General features: G+C 45.0%; 15 protein-coding genes and 1 pseudogene. 2 read left to right on the top strand and 14 right to left on the bottom strand.

The features are described 5' to 3' along the window. Nucleotides 1–148 precede the first annotated feature (148 nt). From QUA54_RS23605 to QUA54_RS23575, 7 genes and pseudogenes are all read right to left on the bottom strand, one after another. Nucleotides 149–313 carry a hypothetical protein gene (locus QUA54_RS23605; RefSeq protein ID WP_333416535.1) on the bottom strand — a complete coding sequence of 55 codons (165 nt, stop codon included), beginning with the start codon at nucleotides 311–313 and terminating at the stop codon, nucleotides 149–151. After that, a pseudogene (locus QUA54_RS23600) lies at nucleotides 313–1,218 on the bottom strand (IS4 family transposase); the annotation flags it as partial. The gene QUA54_RS23605 and the pseudogene QUA54_RS23600, both read right to left, overlap by 1 nt. Nucleotides 1,219–1,572: 354 nt before the next feature. Next, on the bottom strand, nucleotides 1,573–2,382 hold the full coding sequence (gene pstB / locus QUA54_RS23595) for a phosphate ABC transporter ATP-binding protein PstB (RefSeq protein WP_333416534.1): 810 nt from the start codon (nucleotides 2,380–2,382) through the stop codon (nucleotides 1,573–1,575). Between the two features lie 37 nt (nucleotides 2,383–2,419). After that, nucleotides 2,420–3,316, bottom strand: coding sequence for a phosphate ABC transporter permease PstA (gene pstA, locus QUA54_RS23590; protein ID WP_333416533.1), 897 nt, complete (start codon nucleotides 3,314–3,316; stop codon nucleotides 2,420–2,422). 5 nt (nucleotides 3,317–3,321) lie between these two features. After that, the gene (gene pstC, locus QUA54_RS23585) at nucleotides 3,322–4,266 is read right to left on the bottom strand and encodes a phosphate ABC transporter permease subunit PstC (RefSeq protein ID WP_333416532.1); all 945 of its coding nucleotides are present in this window, start codon (nucleotides 4,264–4,266) and stop codon (nucleotides 3,322–3,324) included. Nucleotides 4,267–4,284: 18 nt separating this feature from the next. Next, nucleotides 4,285–5,274, bottom strand: coding sequence for a PstS family phosphate ABC transporter substrate-binding protein (locus QUA54_RS23580; protein WP_333416531.1), 990 nt, complete (start codon nucleotides 5,272–5,274; stop codon nucleotides 4,285–4,287). A 50-nt stretch (nucleotides 5,275–5,324) separates the two neighbouring features. Then, nucleotides 5,325–6,476: a sulfate ABC transporter substrate-binding protein gene (locus QUA54_RS23575; protein WP_333416530.1), complete on the bottom strand. Its 1,152-nt coding sequence runs from the start codon at nucleotides 6,474–6,476 to the stop codon at nucleotides 5,325–5,327. A 131-nt stretch (nucleotides 6,477–6,607) separates the two neighbouring features. On the opposite strand from QUA54_RS23575, the gene QUA54_RS23570 reads away from it, so the two are divergent. Next, nucleotides 6,608–6,823, top strand: a complete 216-nt coding sequence (locus QUA54_RS23570; RefSeq protein ID WP_333416529.1) for an ATP-binding cassette domain-containing protein — start codon at nucleotides 6,608–6,610, stop codon at nucleotides 6,821–6,823. Between the two features lie 446 nt (nucleotides 6,824–7,269). Here the strand turns inward: QUA54_RS23570 and QUA54_RS23560 are convergent, their stop codons facing one another. Further along, the gene (locus QUA54_RS23560) at nucleotides 7,270–8,142 is read right to left on the bottom strand and encodes an alpha/beta hydrolase (protein ID WP_333416528.1); all 873 of its coding nucleotides are present in this window, start codon (nucleotides 8,140–8,142) and stop codon (nucleotides 7,270–7,272) included. Between the two features lie 38 nt (nucleotides 8,143–8,180). Further along, a complete protein-coding gene (locus tag QUA54_RS23555) occupies nucleotides 8,181–8,390 on the bottom strand; it encodes a hypothetical protein (RefSeq protein ID WP_333416527.1) in 210 nt (69 codons plus the stop codon). 139 nt (nucleotides 8,391–8,529) lie between these two features. Here QUA54_RS23555 and QUA54_RS23550 point away from each other — a divergent pair, with 139 nt between their 5' ends. Beyond that, a complete protein-coding gene (locus tag QUA54_RS23550) occupies nucleotides 8,530–9,024 on the top strand; it encodes a GAF domain-containing protein (protein WP_333416526.1) in 495 nt (164 codons plus the stop codon). Between the two features lie 282 nt (nucleotides 9,025–9,306). Here the strand turns inward: QUA54_RS23550 and QUA54_RS23545 are convergent, their stop codons facing one another. From QUA54_RS23545 to QUA54_RS23525, 5 genes are all read right to left on the bottom strand, one after another. Continuing rightward, nucleotides 9,307–10,155, bottom strand: a complete 849-nt coding sequence (locus QUA54_RS23545) for a hypothetical protein (RefSeq protein WP_333416525.1) — start codon at nucleotides 10,153–10,155, stop codon at nucleotides 9,307–9,309. A gap of 182 nt (nucleotides 10,156–10,337) precedes the next feature. Beyond that, nucleotides 10,338–13,301: an excinuclease ABC subunit UvrA gene (uvrA, locus tag QUA54_RS23540; protein ID WP_333416524.1), complete on the bottom strand. Its 2,964-nt coding sequence runs from the start codon at nucleotides 13,299–13,301 to the stop codon at nucleotides 10,338–10,340. Nucleotides 13,302–13,374: 73 nt separating this feature from the next. Beyond that, nucleotides 13,375–13,818 carry a retroviral-like aspartic protease family protein gene (locus tag QUA54_RS23535; RefSeq protein ID WP_333416555.1) on the bottom strand — a complete coding sequence of 148 codons (444 nt, stop codon included), beginning with the start codon at nucleotides 13,816–13,818 and terminating at the stop codon, nucleotides 13,375–13,377. A 120-nt stretch (nucleotides 13,819–13,938) separates the two neighbouring features. Further along, nucleotides 13,939–14,571: a 7-carboxy-7-deazaguanine synthase QueE gene (locus tag QUA54_RS23530; protein WP_333416523.1), complete on the bottom strand. Its 633-nt coding sequence runs from the start codon at nucleotides 14,569–14,571 to the stop codon at nucleotides 13,939–13,941. Nucleotides 14,572–14,756: 185 nt separating this feature from the next. Further along, complete coding sequence (locus tag QUA54_RS23525; RefSeq protein ID WP_333416522.1) at nucleotides 14,757–15,455, bottom strand: class I SAM-dependent methyltransferase; 699 nt, start codon at nucleotides 15,453–15,455, stop codon at nucleotides 14,757–14,759. Nucleotides 15,456–15,502: the final 47 nt, after the last annotated feature.

Raw genomic sequence — 15,502 nt, 5'->3', positions numbered from 1 at the left:
TAACGGGAGTATATTTCACCTCGACAGTCGCACCATCATCTTTTCGCCATTCTCAGATATTGTTCGCTACAAACTCTCCCTATTGTACGCCATATGTTTTTGATTTCCCTTCAGCGATTCTCGCCAAAAAAGCTGTTTTTGCTGCTTCTCAAGTTGCTGTTTGTTTTGGGTACAAATTTACTAGCACGCGATGTGCTGCTGCTACTGCTTCTGCCGATGTACCGGCGGGTGCTGGTGCTGGAACTTTGTATACTTTCTGATTGCACAACTTATGAATGGCTTTTGAGAACGAATATGAGTTTTTAGTCCTCATAAATGTACTTTGATTTCATCAATCGTATTCTCGACTTCCCAACGTTGATGATATTCACAGGCAAGTAACTGGGCAGTAAATTTTTCAGCGTCCAACAAGCTGGTAATTAAACGATATCTAATTTGTACTTCTGGGCGATCGTAATTCTCAATTGTGTACTCAATTACTCTTACCTCTATGGGCTTAAATCCTTTTTTCCTTAATTTGCTATCAGGGGTAAATCCAACTCACATACGAACCATCATCTAATTGTATTTCGTTTAAGAATTTAACGTTGCAGGGAATTCACCCCAAATACTCACAACCTTTAGTGACTGTAGTTTCTACCATCGCATAAGAATGTAAGCCTCTATCCCACATCAACAGCATTCCCGGCGTTACTAAGCTCCATAACTTTAACGCTCTTACTCTTTCTCCCATTTTATATGGACACATTAAGGCATCAAATATTAAATGTGTTCCTGCCTCTAATAAAATAACTAATCTAGATCCAAGGAAACGCTGCTCTTGTACCTGAACGACTTCCCGGACAACCAAAAAGCAGGTAATTTTAATCACCCAGAGGGGATATTTAAGCAGGTTCCGTCTATCACTACGACTCTGAGTTTGTTGATAAAAGCTCCTACTATTTCAAGTGTCGCCATTGGTCGCACTTGCAGAATGAAACAACTGTCTCACCACGCCTGACCCTAATCTTTGCCTGGCTTGAGGGATTGCCGAAATACACATGGAAATCGCCAATATTTACCAATTTTTATTCACCCTTCATTAAGACCATCAATCAAATTTTTTAGTACATCCCGCATTGAATCTTTCGACCACAGACTCATGGCGATTACCAGACACACTACCAGTTGTACTGGTAAGGCACGATGACGTTTCTCTTCAACCTTCGTTTTAGTAATCGCCTGGAAAGATTGCAGTAGCCCGACTCGCCATTTCTATTGCTTTGAATATCTCCGTACTTGGGATTTTGGGAGATACGAATGAGAATTCTTTGAGATGCACGCTAACTTGCTCTCCCTTTTTGGATACAATACCTAATTTACCACGGTTTGAGCGTTAACTGAACCGTATTGAAATAAGCCTCAATTTCGCCATGAACTAAAACTCTCTAGGCAAGAGTTAAGGCTAACTGCCGATCGCAATATGAACCTATAGGGTTAGTCTTAGGAATAAATTGTTTTTTTAACCTAATGCTGATGACCAAGGTAATGTCATTGCTGACAATGCGTAACGCCTAAATCTGACACTTGCGTTTAACCAAAGCGTCCACTAATGTATTCTCCGGCTTCCTTTGTCTGCGGGGTATGAAAGATTTGCTCCGTCGGGCCAAACTCCACTAATTTGCCGCGTCGTTTGCCTTGATCGTCCGTTTCTGTATTGAAAAATGCCGTCCAATCCGCGATTCTTGACGCTTGTTGCATATTGTGAGTCACCGTAATAATTGTGTATCGTTCCTTAAGTTCTAAGCACAGTTCTTCAACCTGTCGGGTAGAAATGGGGTCGAGAGCAGAGCAAGGTTCATCCATCAATAAAACATCGGGCTTCATCGCGATCGCGCGGGCAATACAAAGCCTCTGTTGTTGTCCCCCGGATAACGCCGTTCCTTTATCTTGCAGTTTATCCTTGACCTCATTCCAGATAGCGGCTTGTTTGAGGGAAGATTCCACTAATTCATCCAGATTTCCTTGATAACCGTTGGTTCTGGGGGCATAGGCAATATTTTCATAAATGCTCTTGGGAAACGGATTCGGTCTTTGAAACACCATTCCCACCTGTCGCCGCAGTTTGACGGAATTCACTTGCGGATCGTAAATATTACGGTTGCGGTAAATGAGTTTCCCTTCCACCTTGGCACCAGGGATTAAATCGTTCATGCGATTGAAGCAACGCAATAAGGTACTTTTGCCACAGCCTGAAGGGCCGATAAAGGCCACAATTTTTTGACGGGGAATTTTGATATAGACATCGACAAGGGCTAAAAAGCCACTGTAATAAACCTTTACGCCTTCTGCCTCAAACACGCTATTGTCCGCGTCGAGCTTACCTGTATTACTGTCAGTCATCTGAAATGGTCTCCTTAATGTTGACAACTCAAGTTAATTAATGGCTGGAATAGCGTTGGCGCAGATAGATAGCGACAGCATTGAGGGCTAAAATCAAGAGAATCAGCACAATAATCGTGGCTGCGGCTGCACTGGCAAACCCCGGTTCAGGACGAGTGATATAGCTGAAAATTTGAATGGGTAACGCCATAAATCGTTGGAATAAACCCGGATTAAACGTGAGAAAACTGACAGCACCCACGACCACCAAAGAAGCAGCATCCCCAATGGCGCGGGAGACAGAAATAATCACCCCCGTAAGAATCCCCGGAATGGCATAGGGTAAGACATGGTGTTGAATGGTTTGCCATTTCGTACTTCCCAATCCATAGGAAGCATTTCTGAGGGAATCGGGAACAGCCCGAATCGCCTCCCTCGCCGTGACGATAATGACAGGTAAAGACAATAGGGCAAGGGTTAATGCCCCCGAAATTAAGGTCGGGCCAAACCCTAGTAAATAGTTAAAGACCCCTAAACCCAGTAAGCCATAGACAATAGAAGGAATCCCCGCTAAATTCCCGATATTAATCTCAATCAGGGCAGTCCACCACTTTTTAGGGGCGTATTCCTCTAGGTACAAAGCAGCCCCTACCCCAATGGGAACCGCAACCAGAAGGACGATCGCTCCCAGAAAGAAACTCCCAATAATGGCTGGACGGATACCTCCGCGTTCGGCAAAACGGGAAGGCGTTTCCGTGAGAAACCCCGGTGTTAGCAATCTGCCAAGTCCATCATGGAGGATATTAAGAACCAGTAAGGCGAGGACAAATAAACCGATGAGTAATCCAAGTAAGAAAAGATACTCAAAGACTTTACCGATCGCTTCTCGGCGTTCTATGTTGTCGGTAAATTCGGCAGTGTTGACGGAATTGTTTGTTGGAGAAGATTTAACCATAGCAATCAGTCGTATTTTTCCTTAAAGCGATTAGAAATCCAAAAGCTGGCCATATTGAGAGACAATGTAATCACGAAGAGAACTGCTCCCACCGCATACAAAGTCTTAAAACTGAGGCTACCCCTGGGACTATCTCCCCCCGAAATCTCCGCCATAAAAGCGGTCATGGTGGCGACAGATTCCATGAAATTGGCGGTGATGCGAGGCTGCGATCCAGCCGCAATCAGAACGGTCATGGTTTCTCCCACTGCACGGGAAACGCCTAAAATAATCGAAGCCATAATCCCAGACAAGGCCGCCGGAAGCACCACTTTAAAAATGGTTTCTAGTTTGGTAATGCCCAAGGCATAGGAACCTTCTCGCAGAGAACGGGGAACGGATCGAATTGCATCTAAGCTGATGGAACCGACGGTGGGGGTGATCATAATGCCCATCATTAACCCAGCGCTGAGGGCATTAAAAATCTCTAAGGGGAAAAGATGCCGCAGAACCGGAGTGACAAATAGCAAAGCAAAGTAACCGTAAACTACTGTGGGAATTCCCGCCAATAACTCCACAGCAGGGCGTAACACGGCTGCCACTTTCGGTTGGGCATATTCACTCAGGTAAATAGCTGAAGATAAACCCAAGGGAACCGCAACACTCATAGCGATCGCTGAGGTTAAGAACGTTCCGTTCAGCAGCGGCCAGATGCCAAAATGGGCCTCGGCAAACAGGGGAGTCCATCGGGTATCCAGAAAGAACTGGGCTAAGGACACTTCTTGGAAAAAACCCCAGGTTTCTTGGAAAATGATCCAGACAATACCAAAGGTGGTGGCAACGGACACGAAGGCACAGGCAAATAAAACTGCACCAATAATCTTTTCGGGGACATCTTCCGAAGCATTCTTAAGCAAGAAGTCATCCGCAGCGAAAAGGGAGTCATCAAAGGAACTAGGAGTTAGGGTCATTGGCTTGAGATTTCCTCCTTAAATAAAATTAGTAATGGGTTCACCGGGTTTTGCTTTTTTGAATTTCGTTCCGGTTTCACGCCGCTCAAATTTTTGCTGAGTTTTCACATAAGCTTCATCGGGTAACGCCACATAGCCCACACCATCCACCCATTTCCAAGAATTTTCTAGATAGAATTTCACAAATTTTTCCAGGGAAGGATTGGTTGTCAGGGCTTTTTTATTGACGTAGATAAAGAGGGGTCGAGAGAGGGGGCTGTAGATATTTCTCAGAACGTTATCAAGAGGAACTGGTTTAACACACTTTCCATCCGCATTTTTAACCCCCACCGCGTTCAATTTGTCTTGGTTTTGGAGCAAGAAGGAAATTCCCAGATAAGCCAGTCCAGATTTATTGCCAATCACCCCTTGAACGAGGGTATTTTGATTGCGGCTGGGGGTAAAGTCGGTACGACTATTTCTCCTTTTACCAGTTACGGCTTGGGTGAAATAATCAAAGGTTCCCGTATCGGAAGGAGGGGCAAACAGCAACAGTTTTTCGTCGGGAAATTCGGGATTGATTTGTTTCCAACTGGCGATCTTGCCTTCCGATTTGGAATTCCACATTGTGTCTAATTCCTGAATCGTTAGACATTTGGCAAAGTTATTTTCCTTATTAACCACTACCGCAAGACCATCAAGAGCCATCGGCAGTTCAATAAATTCGATCCCTTTTTCCTCACATTTTTTGATTTCTTCGTCTCTGATGGTGCGAGAAGCCCCCGCAATCTCCAGGGTTCCAGCACAAAACTTGCTAAACCCCCCCCCTGTGCCACTGGCAGCGACGCTTACTTGGGCATTGGGATAAAGTTTTTGGTATTCTTCGGCGACGGCGAGGGAAACGCCAAAGCCCACAGCACCACCATCGATACTGATTTGCTGTTCCTTCTCTGCTGAGTTGCCACAACTCGTCATCAGGTTGCCCGTGACGATGAGAGGGATTAGGTAAAACCAACGAGAAAATTTCATAGGATTTGAGCGTAAATTTGGAAAAATGAAAGTGAATTAGGCGTTGAGGTTCAGGACTTGCTCTTAATTTGGTCAAAGATGCCATCCTTTGCAAAAAACTTCTCTTTGATCGAAGGCCACCCTCCTAAATCTTGAGCATTGAACAAGGTTTTAATTGGGGGAAATTGCACCTCTGTGCCTTGAGCGATAAAGGGATTGACCGAACGGTAGCCTAATTTGGCGAATTCTTGCTGAGCTTCGTCTGAATATAGAAAATCGACAAAGGCTGCTGCCACTTCTCTCGTTCCATGCTTATCCACGTTTTTATCAACTATCGCTACGGGATTATCGATAGAGATATTGAGGGGAGGAACAAAGTAACTGGTTTTGGGTCGGTTCGTTCCAGCTAAAATCACTTCATTTTCATAGGTTACTAAGGCATCTCCCTGCCCTTGTTGGAAGAATAAGTCGCTGGCTTCCCGCGCATCTTTCGTTAGGGTGGGAATTTTTTTATAGATTTTTCCCACAAAATCAAGGGCTTGTTCAGGATCTCCTCCTTCTTGGGTGACTGACCCCCACAGACCTAAAAATTGCCAAACACCAATACCAGAGGTTTGAGGATTCGCTGTAATGACATTTACATCTTCTTTTGCTAAATCTGCCCAAGTTTGAATATCTTTGGGATTGCCTTCTCGGGTGACAATTGCCGCCACCGATTGACTAACTACTCCCCTTCTAGGAACTCTGTCCTCCCAGCCAGAATTAATTAAACCCGCTTCTTCGATGCGAACGACATCCAATGGGAGGGCCAGATGCACTACATCGGCTTCTTGTTTGCCAGCAACGATCTCGTCGGTTTGCGCTAAAGACCCGCCATAACTGCGTTCAAAAATGACGTTTTGGTTGTGTTCTTTCTGCCACTTTTCTACAAATTTAGGGACGATTTGGTCGTGGGCCGCTTTCGTCACTGAGAAGGAAACTAGGTTGAGCTTGATATCGCCTTGATTAGCCCTACTCGTTCCAGAGCAAGCAGCAATTGATATACTTAGAATTACACTTAGTGAAAACAAGACGATGTACGCTTTTCCTGAGCGTCCTAGATGCTGATCTCTTTTGAGAAATTGCCCTGAAAATCGCAGCAATTGGGAACTGGCTGCGATCGCAAATTTTAGAGACTGAACGATCGAAGTCACTGAATTTTGCCAAACTTGTTGTTGATTCACCGATACTTTTTCTTTAACTACGGTATTTTTATCTAGATTGCGTAGTTACTTTGAGGAGTATAGAGTCATCAAATTAGAGTCTTCAGTTTTCTTAATATTTTCTTAATAATTGGTCTTAACCTACCGCTACCATGACAAAGAGTCCAAACTCACACCCGCCCGCCGCGGCCGCTAAACAGTTAGAACTGACTAACTTAAGTGACTCCGGCATTGGCGATGCCCAGAAAACGGTGATTATTGCCTCTGGAAGTGGGTGCGGTAAAAGTACGCTGTTGCGGATTATTGCTGGCTTGGAATATCCGACGGTGGGGGAAGTGTTTATTGACCCGGATGTCGCATCGCCGTAAAAGTGTTTGAAGGCAATATCAATGATGCTTCAACCTTAAGTCCACTGCTGGAAAAAGTTCGCCAAAAGAGTTAGACAAAATTGTCACGCTTGACAACCGCTCGAATCGTCCACTTCGAGGAGCCGAAAAAATTGGGGTGAGAGTGGGAAAGGTCATCAATCGCTATCAGGTAGCAAAGCATTTTCATCTGTTGATTACCGACAACAGCTTCTGCTACGAACGAAACAGCGAGAAGATTGAGATGGAAGCGCATTTAGATGGAATTTATGTGCATTCGTACCTCGGTCTGTGCTTCTGGGTTAGATGAGAGAGAAACAGTAAAGGCGTATCAGAGTATATTCGATCGGACACACCTTGCATCATCTCCGGTAGGGTGCGTCCGAAACAAAAACTTTCGAGTTGATGCAAAAACTTCGACTGACGCACCTTAGACTATCTGTATCAATTCAAACAGCTTTGCTTGCCAAAAAATCTCTCATGTACCTATTCACCAACTGCGGCTGTTCCTGCTGCACCCAGTGGCTGCAATTGGGAATATACTCAATCTGAAAATCTCGCACGTAATCTGCTGTCCCATAGGTTAACTCTTTACCGAGGGCGGCATCATTTTCTCCCCAAATCATCAGCGTCGGAACTTGCAGCACGCTCCAATTCGGGCGATCGAGAAATCCGCTAGCCATATTGCGGTAATAATTGATAGTAGCAGTCAGAGCGCCCCGTTTGGCAGCCGCATCTTTGTAAGCTTCGAGATCTGAGGGGGTAAAAGTGTTTTTGTCAACTGCCATACCTTCCAAAGCAGCAGAAATTGCCTGATAGTCGCCCAACTGAATTAACAACTCCGGCAAAACTGGCAACTGAAATAAAAAGATGTACCAACTTTTTAGCAATTGTTGGGGAGTGCGTAACCCTTCAGCAAACTTTGCCGGATGCGGTAGATTCATCACAATTAATTTATCCAGCATTTGGGGGTAAGCATAAGCAAAATTCCAGGCGATCGCGCCTCCCCAGTCGTGACCAACTAAGACGCAACTTTCGTATCCCAAACCCTGAATAATTCCCTTGACATCTTGCACAAACTCTGCCATCACGTAAGCAGATTTATCCTGAGGTTTGTCGCTGTCGTTGTAACCCCTGAGATCCACAGCGACAACTTTATAATCTGATGCAAATTCCGGGATTTGATGACGCCAAGAATACCAAAATTCCGGAAATCCGTGCAGCATCAGCATCAGCGGTCCAGAACCTTGAGTGACATAGTGCAGTTTGATGCCGTTCGTAGCGATAAATTCGTGTTTCCAAGCAGCTTCCAGCACAGACATATTTGATGCTTCCTCTAGCTTTCGAGATATCCTAGCAGTTACTCTCTTTGAGAGGAACCAACTTTAGGCATATCTAGCAATTCACCCAGCACTTGTAAACTCTTCCTTTTCTCTTCATTTGTGGAACAGGCGTCCCGCCGCTGGTTCTTCGCGCAAAAAAAGCCGTAGCTTGCGGGGCCCGACGCCATCGCCCATTTCCTAAAAAGATTGCTATCTCTGTCAAAATAATAGTATAATGTTGCTGGCATCCAGACAACGGTTAAGCCAAAAATTACTCTTTTTCAAGCGCGCGAAAATCCCGAAGCGCAACAATTTCAGGTGTGGTAATTGTGCAATTTCAATGATTAATATCTGGCGAGTGTACTAAGAATTAAAGGAGTTAATACTATGTCTGGCGATCGCCTGCAAAACATTCTTAACCGCTTGACAGATCGTCTAAAGCGCGACGTATTAATTGAAAAATCCCTATACGATATTCGAGAAGTTTTGCAGAGCGATCGCGCTGTGCTATATTATTTTTACAGGCAGTGGCAAGGTCAAGTTACCTGCGAGACGTTAAGTGCGATCGAACTCTCAATCTTGGGTTCAACAGGGCCAGATGAGTGTTTTAACCACGAATACGCTGCTTTGTACGAAGCCGGCCGAGTTAGAGCAATTGCAGACATTGAAGTAGAACCAATTCACGAATGCCACCGAGATTTTCTGCGTAGCCTGAAAGTTCGCGCCAATTTAGCCGTGCCAATTTTAACAAAAAAAGGACTGTGGGGGCTGTTAATTGCTCATCAGTGCAGCGGGCCTCGTACTTGGTTGCGATCGGACATTGAATTCATGCAGCAACAAGCACAAAATATGGCAATGTCTCCGACAATTCAAGATAGTTAATTTTGAATCCCAGATTCTGCTTTGTGACAGTTGGGGTGCATTATCTGTGCGATCGAAAATTAGCAACCAACCAAAATATGGTCTTCTATTGTTAAGCGGGAGTTTGTACCGACTCCTAGGGCTGGATGACAATCTCAGCGGGAATTCCTAACTCTTGATTCAGCTTCCGATGTCATAACGGATTGAGACAATCAGCCGTAAAATGCAGCGACGACAAATAACCTCGAATTCATCACCAGTGGTTTTTGCTCGTCCGCTGCCATAAACTGTTACCCCTAGCGCTTATGGTGACTGGCTTTCAGCCTTTTTAATTAGCCTTACCCAAGCGTGTATCGTTGCCAGAGAGTCATAGAACATCCAATTATACCAAATGGCTTTGTCATAATCCTGGTGTTGATTTTTATTGTGGTGTCGTATTCCATACTTATTAGCTATAATAAATAAATTATCCTTGGCCATATTAAATAAAGCCCCCTCGGTTGCGTTTAATTTTAATTCCTTATTTTGATCACGCAGAAACTCAAGAACATCAGCTAAGTCTCGAATTGCATCACGCTTTCCATCTAGAGATGAGCGAGAACGTCTAAATTTAAGAATTGCGGATTCAACTCGCTGCTCAACATTTTCAGGAGCGTGGGGAGGCAATTTTTCAATAACTAATTCCTCCAATCCTTGCTCTGGAGATTCTAGAATTTCACCATTTTCGGAGAGTTCATATCCCTCTCTATAGTCACGCAATAGCTGATTCATGCTATCTCTAAATTCTTGCTTACCAGTCTCCCTATCGAAGGTGTCATAAGAATCTCCATGATTACTCCATTCATCGTATCCATGAATCGGCTGAGAAACACGATCGTAAAGAAACTCGATGACATCAAACAAGTCATCCTCTGAATAATTATTACATTTTTCCTCAATTGGCCATAAGTCAGGTTTCTTGAGCTTGATAAACATTTGTGCTTCTATATCAGAACCTAGCTTGCCTGGGACATCTCCAGAGTTTTCATAAAAATAATCGTTCTTTAGAAAATCAAGATAAACAGCTTTAAAAAGTTCAACGAACCTGGGTAGCTCGTAGCGACTCGCCTCAGGATTTTTGCCAGTACGATTAGCATAGTATTTCCGACTCATAAACGATTATCCCAATTTGGTAAATATATCCGGAGGGGCGCAGGATTCGTACCTATATTCTATCAATTATACGCCGTATTTTTATTGTAGGGTGCGTCAGATGAGTTTCTTAAACAATTATTGGAGGTTTAAATATCTGACGCACCTTACTAATTATGAGAATTGCGTAATTCCTGCTAGTATTAACTAACAGCTACAGCCTCCCCCAAAGGATGCTGCTGCAAAACAGCTTGCAAATACTTCCCAGTATAAGACCTCTGATTTGCCGCCACATCCTCCGGCGTCCCCGCCACAATAATTTCGCCGCCCTTATCTCCCCCTTCCGGGCCTAAATCTATCGCCCAATCACAGCACCGAATCACATCTAAATTGTGTTCGATTACCAAAATAGAATTCCCTTTATCCACCAATCTTTGCAGCACATTTAACAAATGGTGAACATCATAAAACGACAAACCAGTCGTCGGTTCATCGATCAAATAAAGCGTCTTCCCAGTAGCGCGGCGCGACAGTTCCGTTGCCAATTTTACTCGCTGCGCTTCCCCTCCAGAAAGCGTCGGCGCCGGCTGTCCCAACTGAATGTAACCCAAACCGACATCTACCAAAGTTTGCAGTCTCGCGCCAGCCCTGGGAATATTTTTAAACATCTCCAAAGATTCCTCGACAGTCATGTTCAAAACATCCGAAATCGACTTGCCTTTGTACTTCACTTGCAGCGTTTCCCGGTTGTACCGTGCACCCTTGCAAACCTCACACTGCACGTAAACATCCGGCAGAAAATTCATCGAAATCACGTTCACGCCTTGGCCGCCGCAAGCTTCGCACCTTCCCCCTTTCACGTTAAAAGAAAACTGCCCCGCTTTGTAGCCTCTTGCCTTCGCTTCAATGCTTTCGGAAAACAAATCCCGAATCACATCAAAGACTCCCGTGTAAGTAGCGGGATTAGAACGCGGAGTACGGCCGATGGGAGATTGGTCAATTACAATTACCTTATCAATCACATCCTCTAGAGAGCGTTCGCCTTTAGTTTTGAGGGCGTCCATATCGGGTGGTAAAGGCACTTTTTTGGTGATATAGTGTTGCAGCGACGGGTAGAGCAATTCATTGATTAAAGTTGATTTTCCCGAACCGGAAACCCCCGTCACGCAGACGAGTTTTCCCAGCGGAATTTCCACATCAATATTTTTTAAATTGTTGCGCCTCGCATTTGTGATTGAAAGAGCTTTGCCGTTGCCTTTTCTCCTTTCATTAGGGGTTTCAATTACTCGCTTTCCCGACAAGTAAGCCCCGGTCAAAGATTCTTCAGCCGTTAGCAAATTTTCTAAACTTCCTTGCGATATAATTTTGCCACCGTGAACGCCGGCACCGGGTCCGATATCGACAATGTGGTCGGCCGCTCGCATGGTTTCTTCATCGTGTTCTACGACAATCAAAGTATTGCCTAAATCGCGCAATTTTGTTAAGGTTTGCAGCAGGCGGAAATTGTCTCTTTGGTGCAGTCCGATGCTCGGTTCGTCCAAAACGTAGAGCACGCCCGTCAAACCAGAACCGATTTGAGTCGCCAGCCGAATTCGCTGGGCTTCTCCGCCAGAAAGCGTCATTGCTGCGCGGTCTAAAGTCAGGTAATCTAATCCGACATCCAGCAAAAATTGCAGCCTTGCTTTGATTTCTCTCAGGGCTAAATCGGATATTTGGAATTGCCGATCGCTCAATCCCAAATTATTTACTCGTTCGCGGCATTCGCGAATCGAAATACTGGTTAAATCCACAATTCCGTACTGTCCCAACCGCACCGAAAGCGCCTCTGTTTTCAAGCGCTTGCCCTGACAAACCTCGCAAGAGCGATCGACCCGATACTGTTCCAACTTCTGCTTGATCAGATCGGAACCAGTATCGTCGTACTGGCGCTGCAACATGGAAATTACGCCCTTAAAATCTCTTTTAAAATCGGTGGTGTTGCCCTCTCGCTTCTTACTTTCTGAGGTACCCTTGGACTCATTGCCGTACAAAATCACCCGCTGGTGTTCGGGCTTTAATCGATACCAAGGAGTGTCGATATCAAACCCGCAAGTATCAGCAATACTGCACAGCAAAGAAAGATAATAAGAATTGTCTTTGTCAGACCAAGGTGCGATCGCACAATAAAGAGGTGCTTTCTCGTCGGGAACTACCAACTCCGGCGCAAAAGTCCGCAAACTCCCCAAACCGTGGCAGTTCTGGCACGCGCCGTAGGGCGAATTAAAAGAAAATAGCCTGGGGGAAAGTTCTTCCATTACCGCGCCGTGTTCGGGACAAGCAAAGTTTTCGGAAAATACGATCGGCCCCTGTGGTTGGGAATTTTCATCACTCGGTAACTCTTCAATTATCGCAATTCCCTCTGAATGGCGCAAACAAGTTGCCAGAGAATCAACTAAACGTTCTTCTAAACCCGGTTTTTTAATTAACCGATCGACAACTATCTCAATATTGTGCGTATGATTTTTATCTAATTCGATATTTTCCGAAAGTTCTAAAATTTCTCCGTCAACTTTGACGCGGATAAATCCTTCCGCAGCTATACTCGACAATAATTTGCGGTGAGTGCCTTTTTTTCCGCGCACAACTGGTGCCAGAAGGTGAAAGCGAGTGCCGTCGGGAAGTGCCATGACTCGATCGCACATTTCATCAATTGTCTGCGGCGCAATGCAGCGATCGCAAATCGGACAGTGCGGTTCGCCGGCTCTGCCGTAGAGCAATCTGAGATAATCGTAAATTTCTGTAACAGTGCCAACAGTCGATCGCGGGTTGTGAGACGTTGACTTTTGGTCGATCGAAATAGCCGGACTCAAGCCTTCAATCGCGTCCACATCGGGTTTGTCCAACTGTCCCAAAAACTGGCGCGCGTAGGCGCTGAGAGACTCCACGTAGCGGCGCTGTCCCTCGGCAAAAATTGTATCGAAAGCGAGGGAAGACTTACCAGAACCGGAGACACCCGTAAAAACTATCAGACGATCGCGCGGCAGTTCCAGATCGATATTTTTGAGGTTGTGCTGTCTCGCACCGCGAATCCGAATTGTATTTTGGCTGTTGGAGTGAGAAGGCGTCACATTATGCCCGTTGCGGGATGCACTTGGCTGGCTGTTTGAGGTTTCGGCGCGTTGGGACATGAGAGTAGTGCAAAACAGTGCTTAACCATCTTAGCGCTGCAGATCGAATAGCTGGCATCCAAACTCAAGAATATCAAAGAATTGTCCAATAGGTTTCCGTCGGCCCGTCGGGCAAAACCTTCAATCTTTGATTTTTCAAATCAATTTCAATTCCCAACGCTTCCATCGGAATCACGCCTAAAAGTGGCGTTTTCCCCTCTGGCAATTCCAAACACTCAAAAGTCCCTTCGCGTCCGCACAGAGAAATCTTGGCATCTTGAAAAATCCTCGCCTCACTAATACCCGTGGCTGTTTCCACAACTACTTGCTTGAGAATTTTCAAACCCAGTCGGGAAATGACATCTTTAGGCAAACACAAAGTTGTCGCGCCCGTATCTACCAAAACATTTTCTAGAATAACAGACCTGACTTGCTCCATTGGAATCAGACCATCTTCTGCTTTCCCTTCGTCCAGCCGATTCGTAATTACTAGAGTTGTGATAACTTTTCCCATTGGGGTTTCCGTAGTTGTTTCCATTACGTTCAAATTATCATAAATTTCTGCTTTAATTTTAGCACATATTTCCACATATTGTAGGGCGATATACTCCCACTTTGCACCGCCCACCTGACGAATAACTCTGACTAACTTCTCAAATTATTGCACGCCAATAAACTTGTGAGTTTGCAAAGATAACTTGTAACTATGATTTTGTTTGAGCAATTCCAATATTATGGGAATCGCGGAATCTTTCGAGTTCCATTCTGGTTGCAAGAAAACCGGAATATTCACATTACTTGCCAAATGCTTGTGATAAAATTCAACTTCTTCGCCAGTGCTAACCACCAACTTAATTTCATTAGCTCTAGTCCAAAAAAGCTCTTGCACCGGATATTTAGGGTTGATGTGTTCCTTAGGAGAAAGAGTAATCCAAGCCTGCGGCGAAACATCCTGCCACCAAGCACCGGAAGTTTCAATACTCACCTGCTTGTCAGCTTCTAACAAAGCTTCAACTAACTCAGGCAAATTCTGGTGTATAAAAGGTTCGCCGCCAGTAATGACAACTCTCGGAGACTGCAATTGAGCTAGCAATTGTGCGATCGACTGTGGCGCAGACGGCAAACCTTTGCCCCCATTGGCGTAACCGGTGTCGCACCAAGGACATCGCACAGGGCAACCTGCCAATCTGATAAAATCCACTAAAGTCCCCGTCCAGTAACCTTCGCCTTGAACAGTACACTGAAAAGTTTCGTGAATCGGTAATTTTACCTGCAAATTTGAACCCAGCATTTGCGCCTCTGATTAACTGAACAATACATCATTCTGTAGGGTGCGCAATGCGCACCTTACTCTATAGTTTTGAGTTTCTAGGGTGCGCAATGCGCACCTGACTCTATATAAAACTGACTTGTATATTCTTGAATAATTAGCAGTTTGTGGCAATTTAAAATGAACCGCAAACCGCAAACAACTCTTTAATTATCCTGTTCAGGTTCCATCATAGTAGCCCAGCGGCGTTTCAATGCCAAAGTCAGCCCGTCACCAATGGGGACAACACTGAGAGTAACTCTGGGATCGTTGCGCAATTTGTCGTTAAAAGTACGAATGGCGAGGGTACTTTCGTCTTGTACTTGAGGGTCAGCAACTCGTCCTGACCACAGAACATTGTCAATTACAACTAAACCGCCATTGCGTACAAGTTGCAGCGATCGCTCAAAATAAGCCTCATAATTTTCTTTATCGGCGTCGATGAAGGCAAAATCAAAGGTTCCTGCTTGTCCTTCAGCTATTAACTTGTCAAGAGTATTTATTGCTGGGCCCAAGTGCAAAGAAATCTTGTTGGCGACACCCGCAGCTTCCCAATAGCGTCGCGCGATCGCAGTATATTCCTCGCTGACATCGCAAGCAATAATTTGACCGTTAGGAGGCAGCGCTAAAGCTACGCACAGCGAGCTATAACCAGTAAAAACCCCTATTTCTATGGTTTTGGTCGCTCCCATAAGCTGCACCAGCATCTCCATAAACTGACCTTGTTCGGGAGCAATCTGCATCATAGCCCTAGGATGCTTAGCAGTTTCTTCCCGTAGGGAAGCGAGAATATCGGGTTCCCGCAGAGAAATAGATAACAGATAATCGTAAAGTTGATTTTCTAGGCCAAGAGTTGAGTTCGCCATCGGTTTGTCCTTCCTGCTGACTTTTTATTTGAGATTGTAGACGCGCA

Source organism: Microcoleus sp. MOSTC5 (genome assembly GCF_036701825.1).
GTDB lineage: Bacteria > Cyanobacteriota > Cyanobacteriia > Cyanobacteriales > Microcoleaceae > Microcoleus > Microcoleus asticus.
Note: the sequence above shows the minus strand (reverse complement) of the source record. Positions and strands in the feature narration are given on the sequence as shown.

Coding starts and splice junctions, on each gene's coding strand:
- QUA54_RS23525 (WP_333416522.1), bottom strand. CDS start 15,455: ATGGCGAACTCAACTCTTGGCCTAGAAAATCAACTTTACGATTATCTG.
- QUA54_RS23605 (WP_333416535.1), bottom strand. CDS start 313: ATGAGGACTAAAAACTCATATTCGTTCTCAAAAGCCATTCATAAGTTG.
- QUA54_RS23580 (WP_333416531.1), bottom strand. CDS start 5,274: ATGAAATTTTCTCGTTGGTTTTACCTAATCCCTCTCATCGTCACGGGC.
- pstC (WP_333416532.1), bottom strand. CDS start 4,266: ATGACCCTAACTCCTAGTTCCTTTGATGACTCCCTTTTCGCTGCGGAT.
- QUA54_RS23550 (WP_333416526.1), top strand. CDS start 8,530: ATGTCTGGCGATCGCCTGCAAAACATTCTTAACCGCTTGACAGATCGT.
- pstB (WP_333416534.1), bottom strand. CDS start 2,382: ATGACTGACAGTAATACAGGTAAGCTCGACGCGGACAATAGCGTGTTT.
- QUA54_RS23530 (WP_333416523.1), bottom strand. CDS start 14,571: ATGCTGGGTTCAAATTTGCAGGTAAAATTACCGATTCACGAAACTTTT.
- QUA54_RS23545 (WP_333416525.1), bottom strand. CDS start 10,155: ATGAGTCGGAAATACTATGCTAATCGTACTGGCAAAAATCCTGAGGCG.
- pstA (WP_333416533.1), bottom strand. CDS start 3,316: ATGGTTAAATCTTCTCCAACAAACAATTCCGTCAACACTGCCGAATTT.
- QUA54_RS23570 (WP_333416529.1), top strand. CDS start 6,608: ATGACAAAGAGTCCAAACTCACACCCGCCCGCCGCGGCCGCTAAACAG.
- QUA54_RS23535 (WP_333416555.1), bottom strand. CDS start 13,818: ATGGAAACAACTACGGAAACCCCAATGGGAAAAGTTATCACAACTCTA.
- uvrA (WP_333416524.1), bottom strand. CDS start 13,301: ATGTCCCAACGCGCCGAAACCTCAAACAGCCAGCCAAGTGCATCCCGC.
- QUA54_RS23560 (WP_333416528.1), bottom strand. CDS start 8,142: ATGTCTGTGCTGGAAGCTGCTTGGAAACACGAATTTATCGCTACGAAC.
- QUA54_RS23555 (WP_333416527.1), bottom strand. CDS start 8,390: ATGCCAGCAACATTATACTATTATTTTGACAGAGATAGCAATCTTTTT.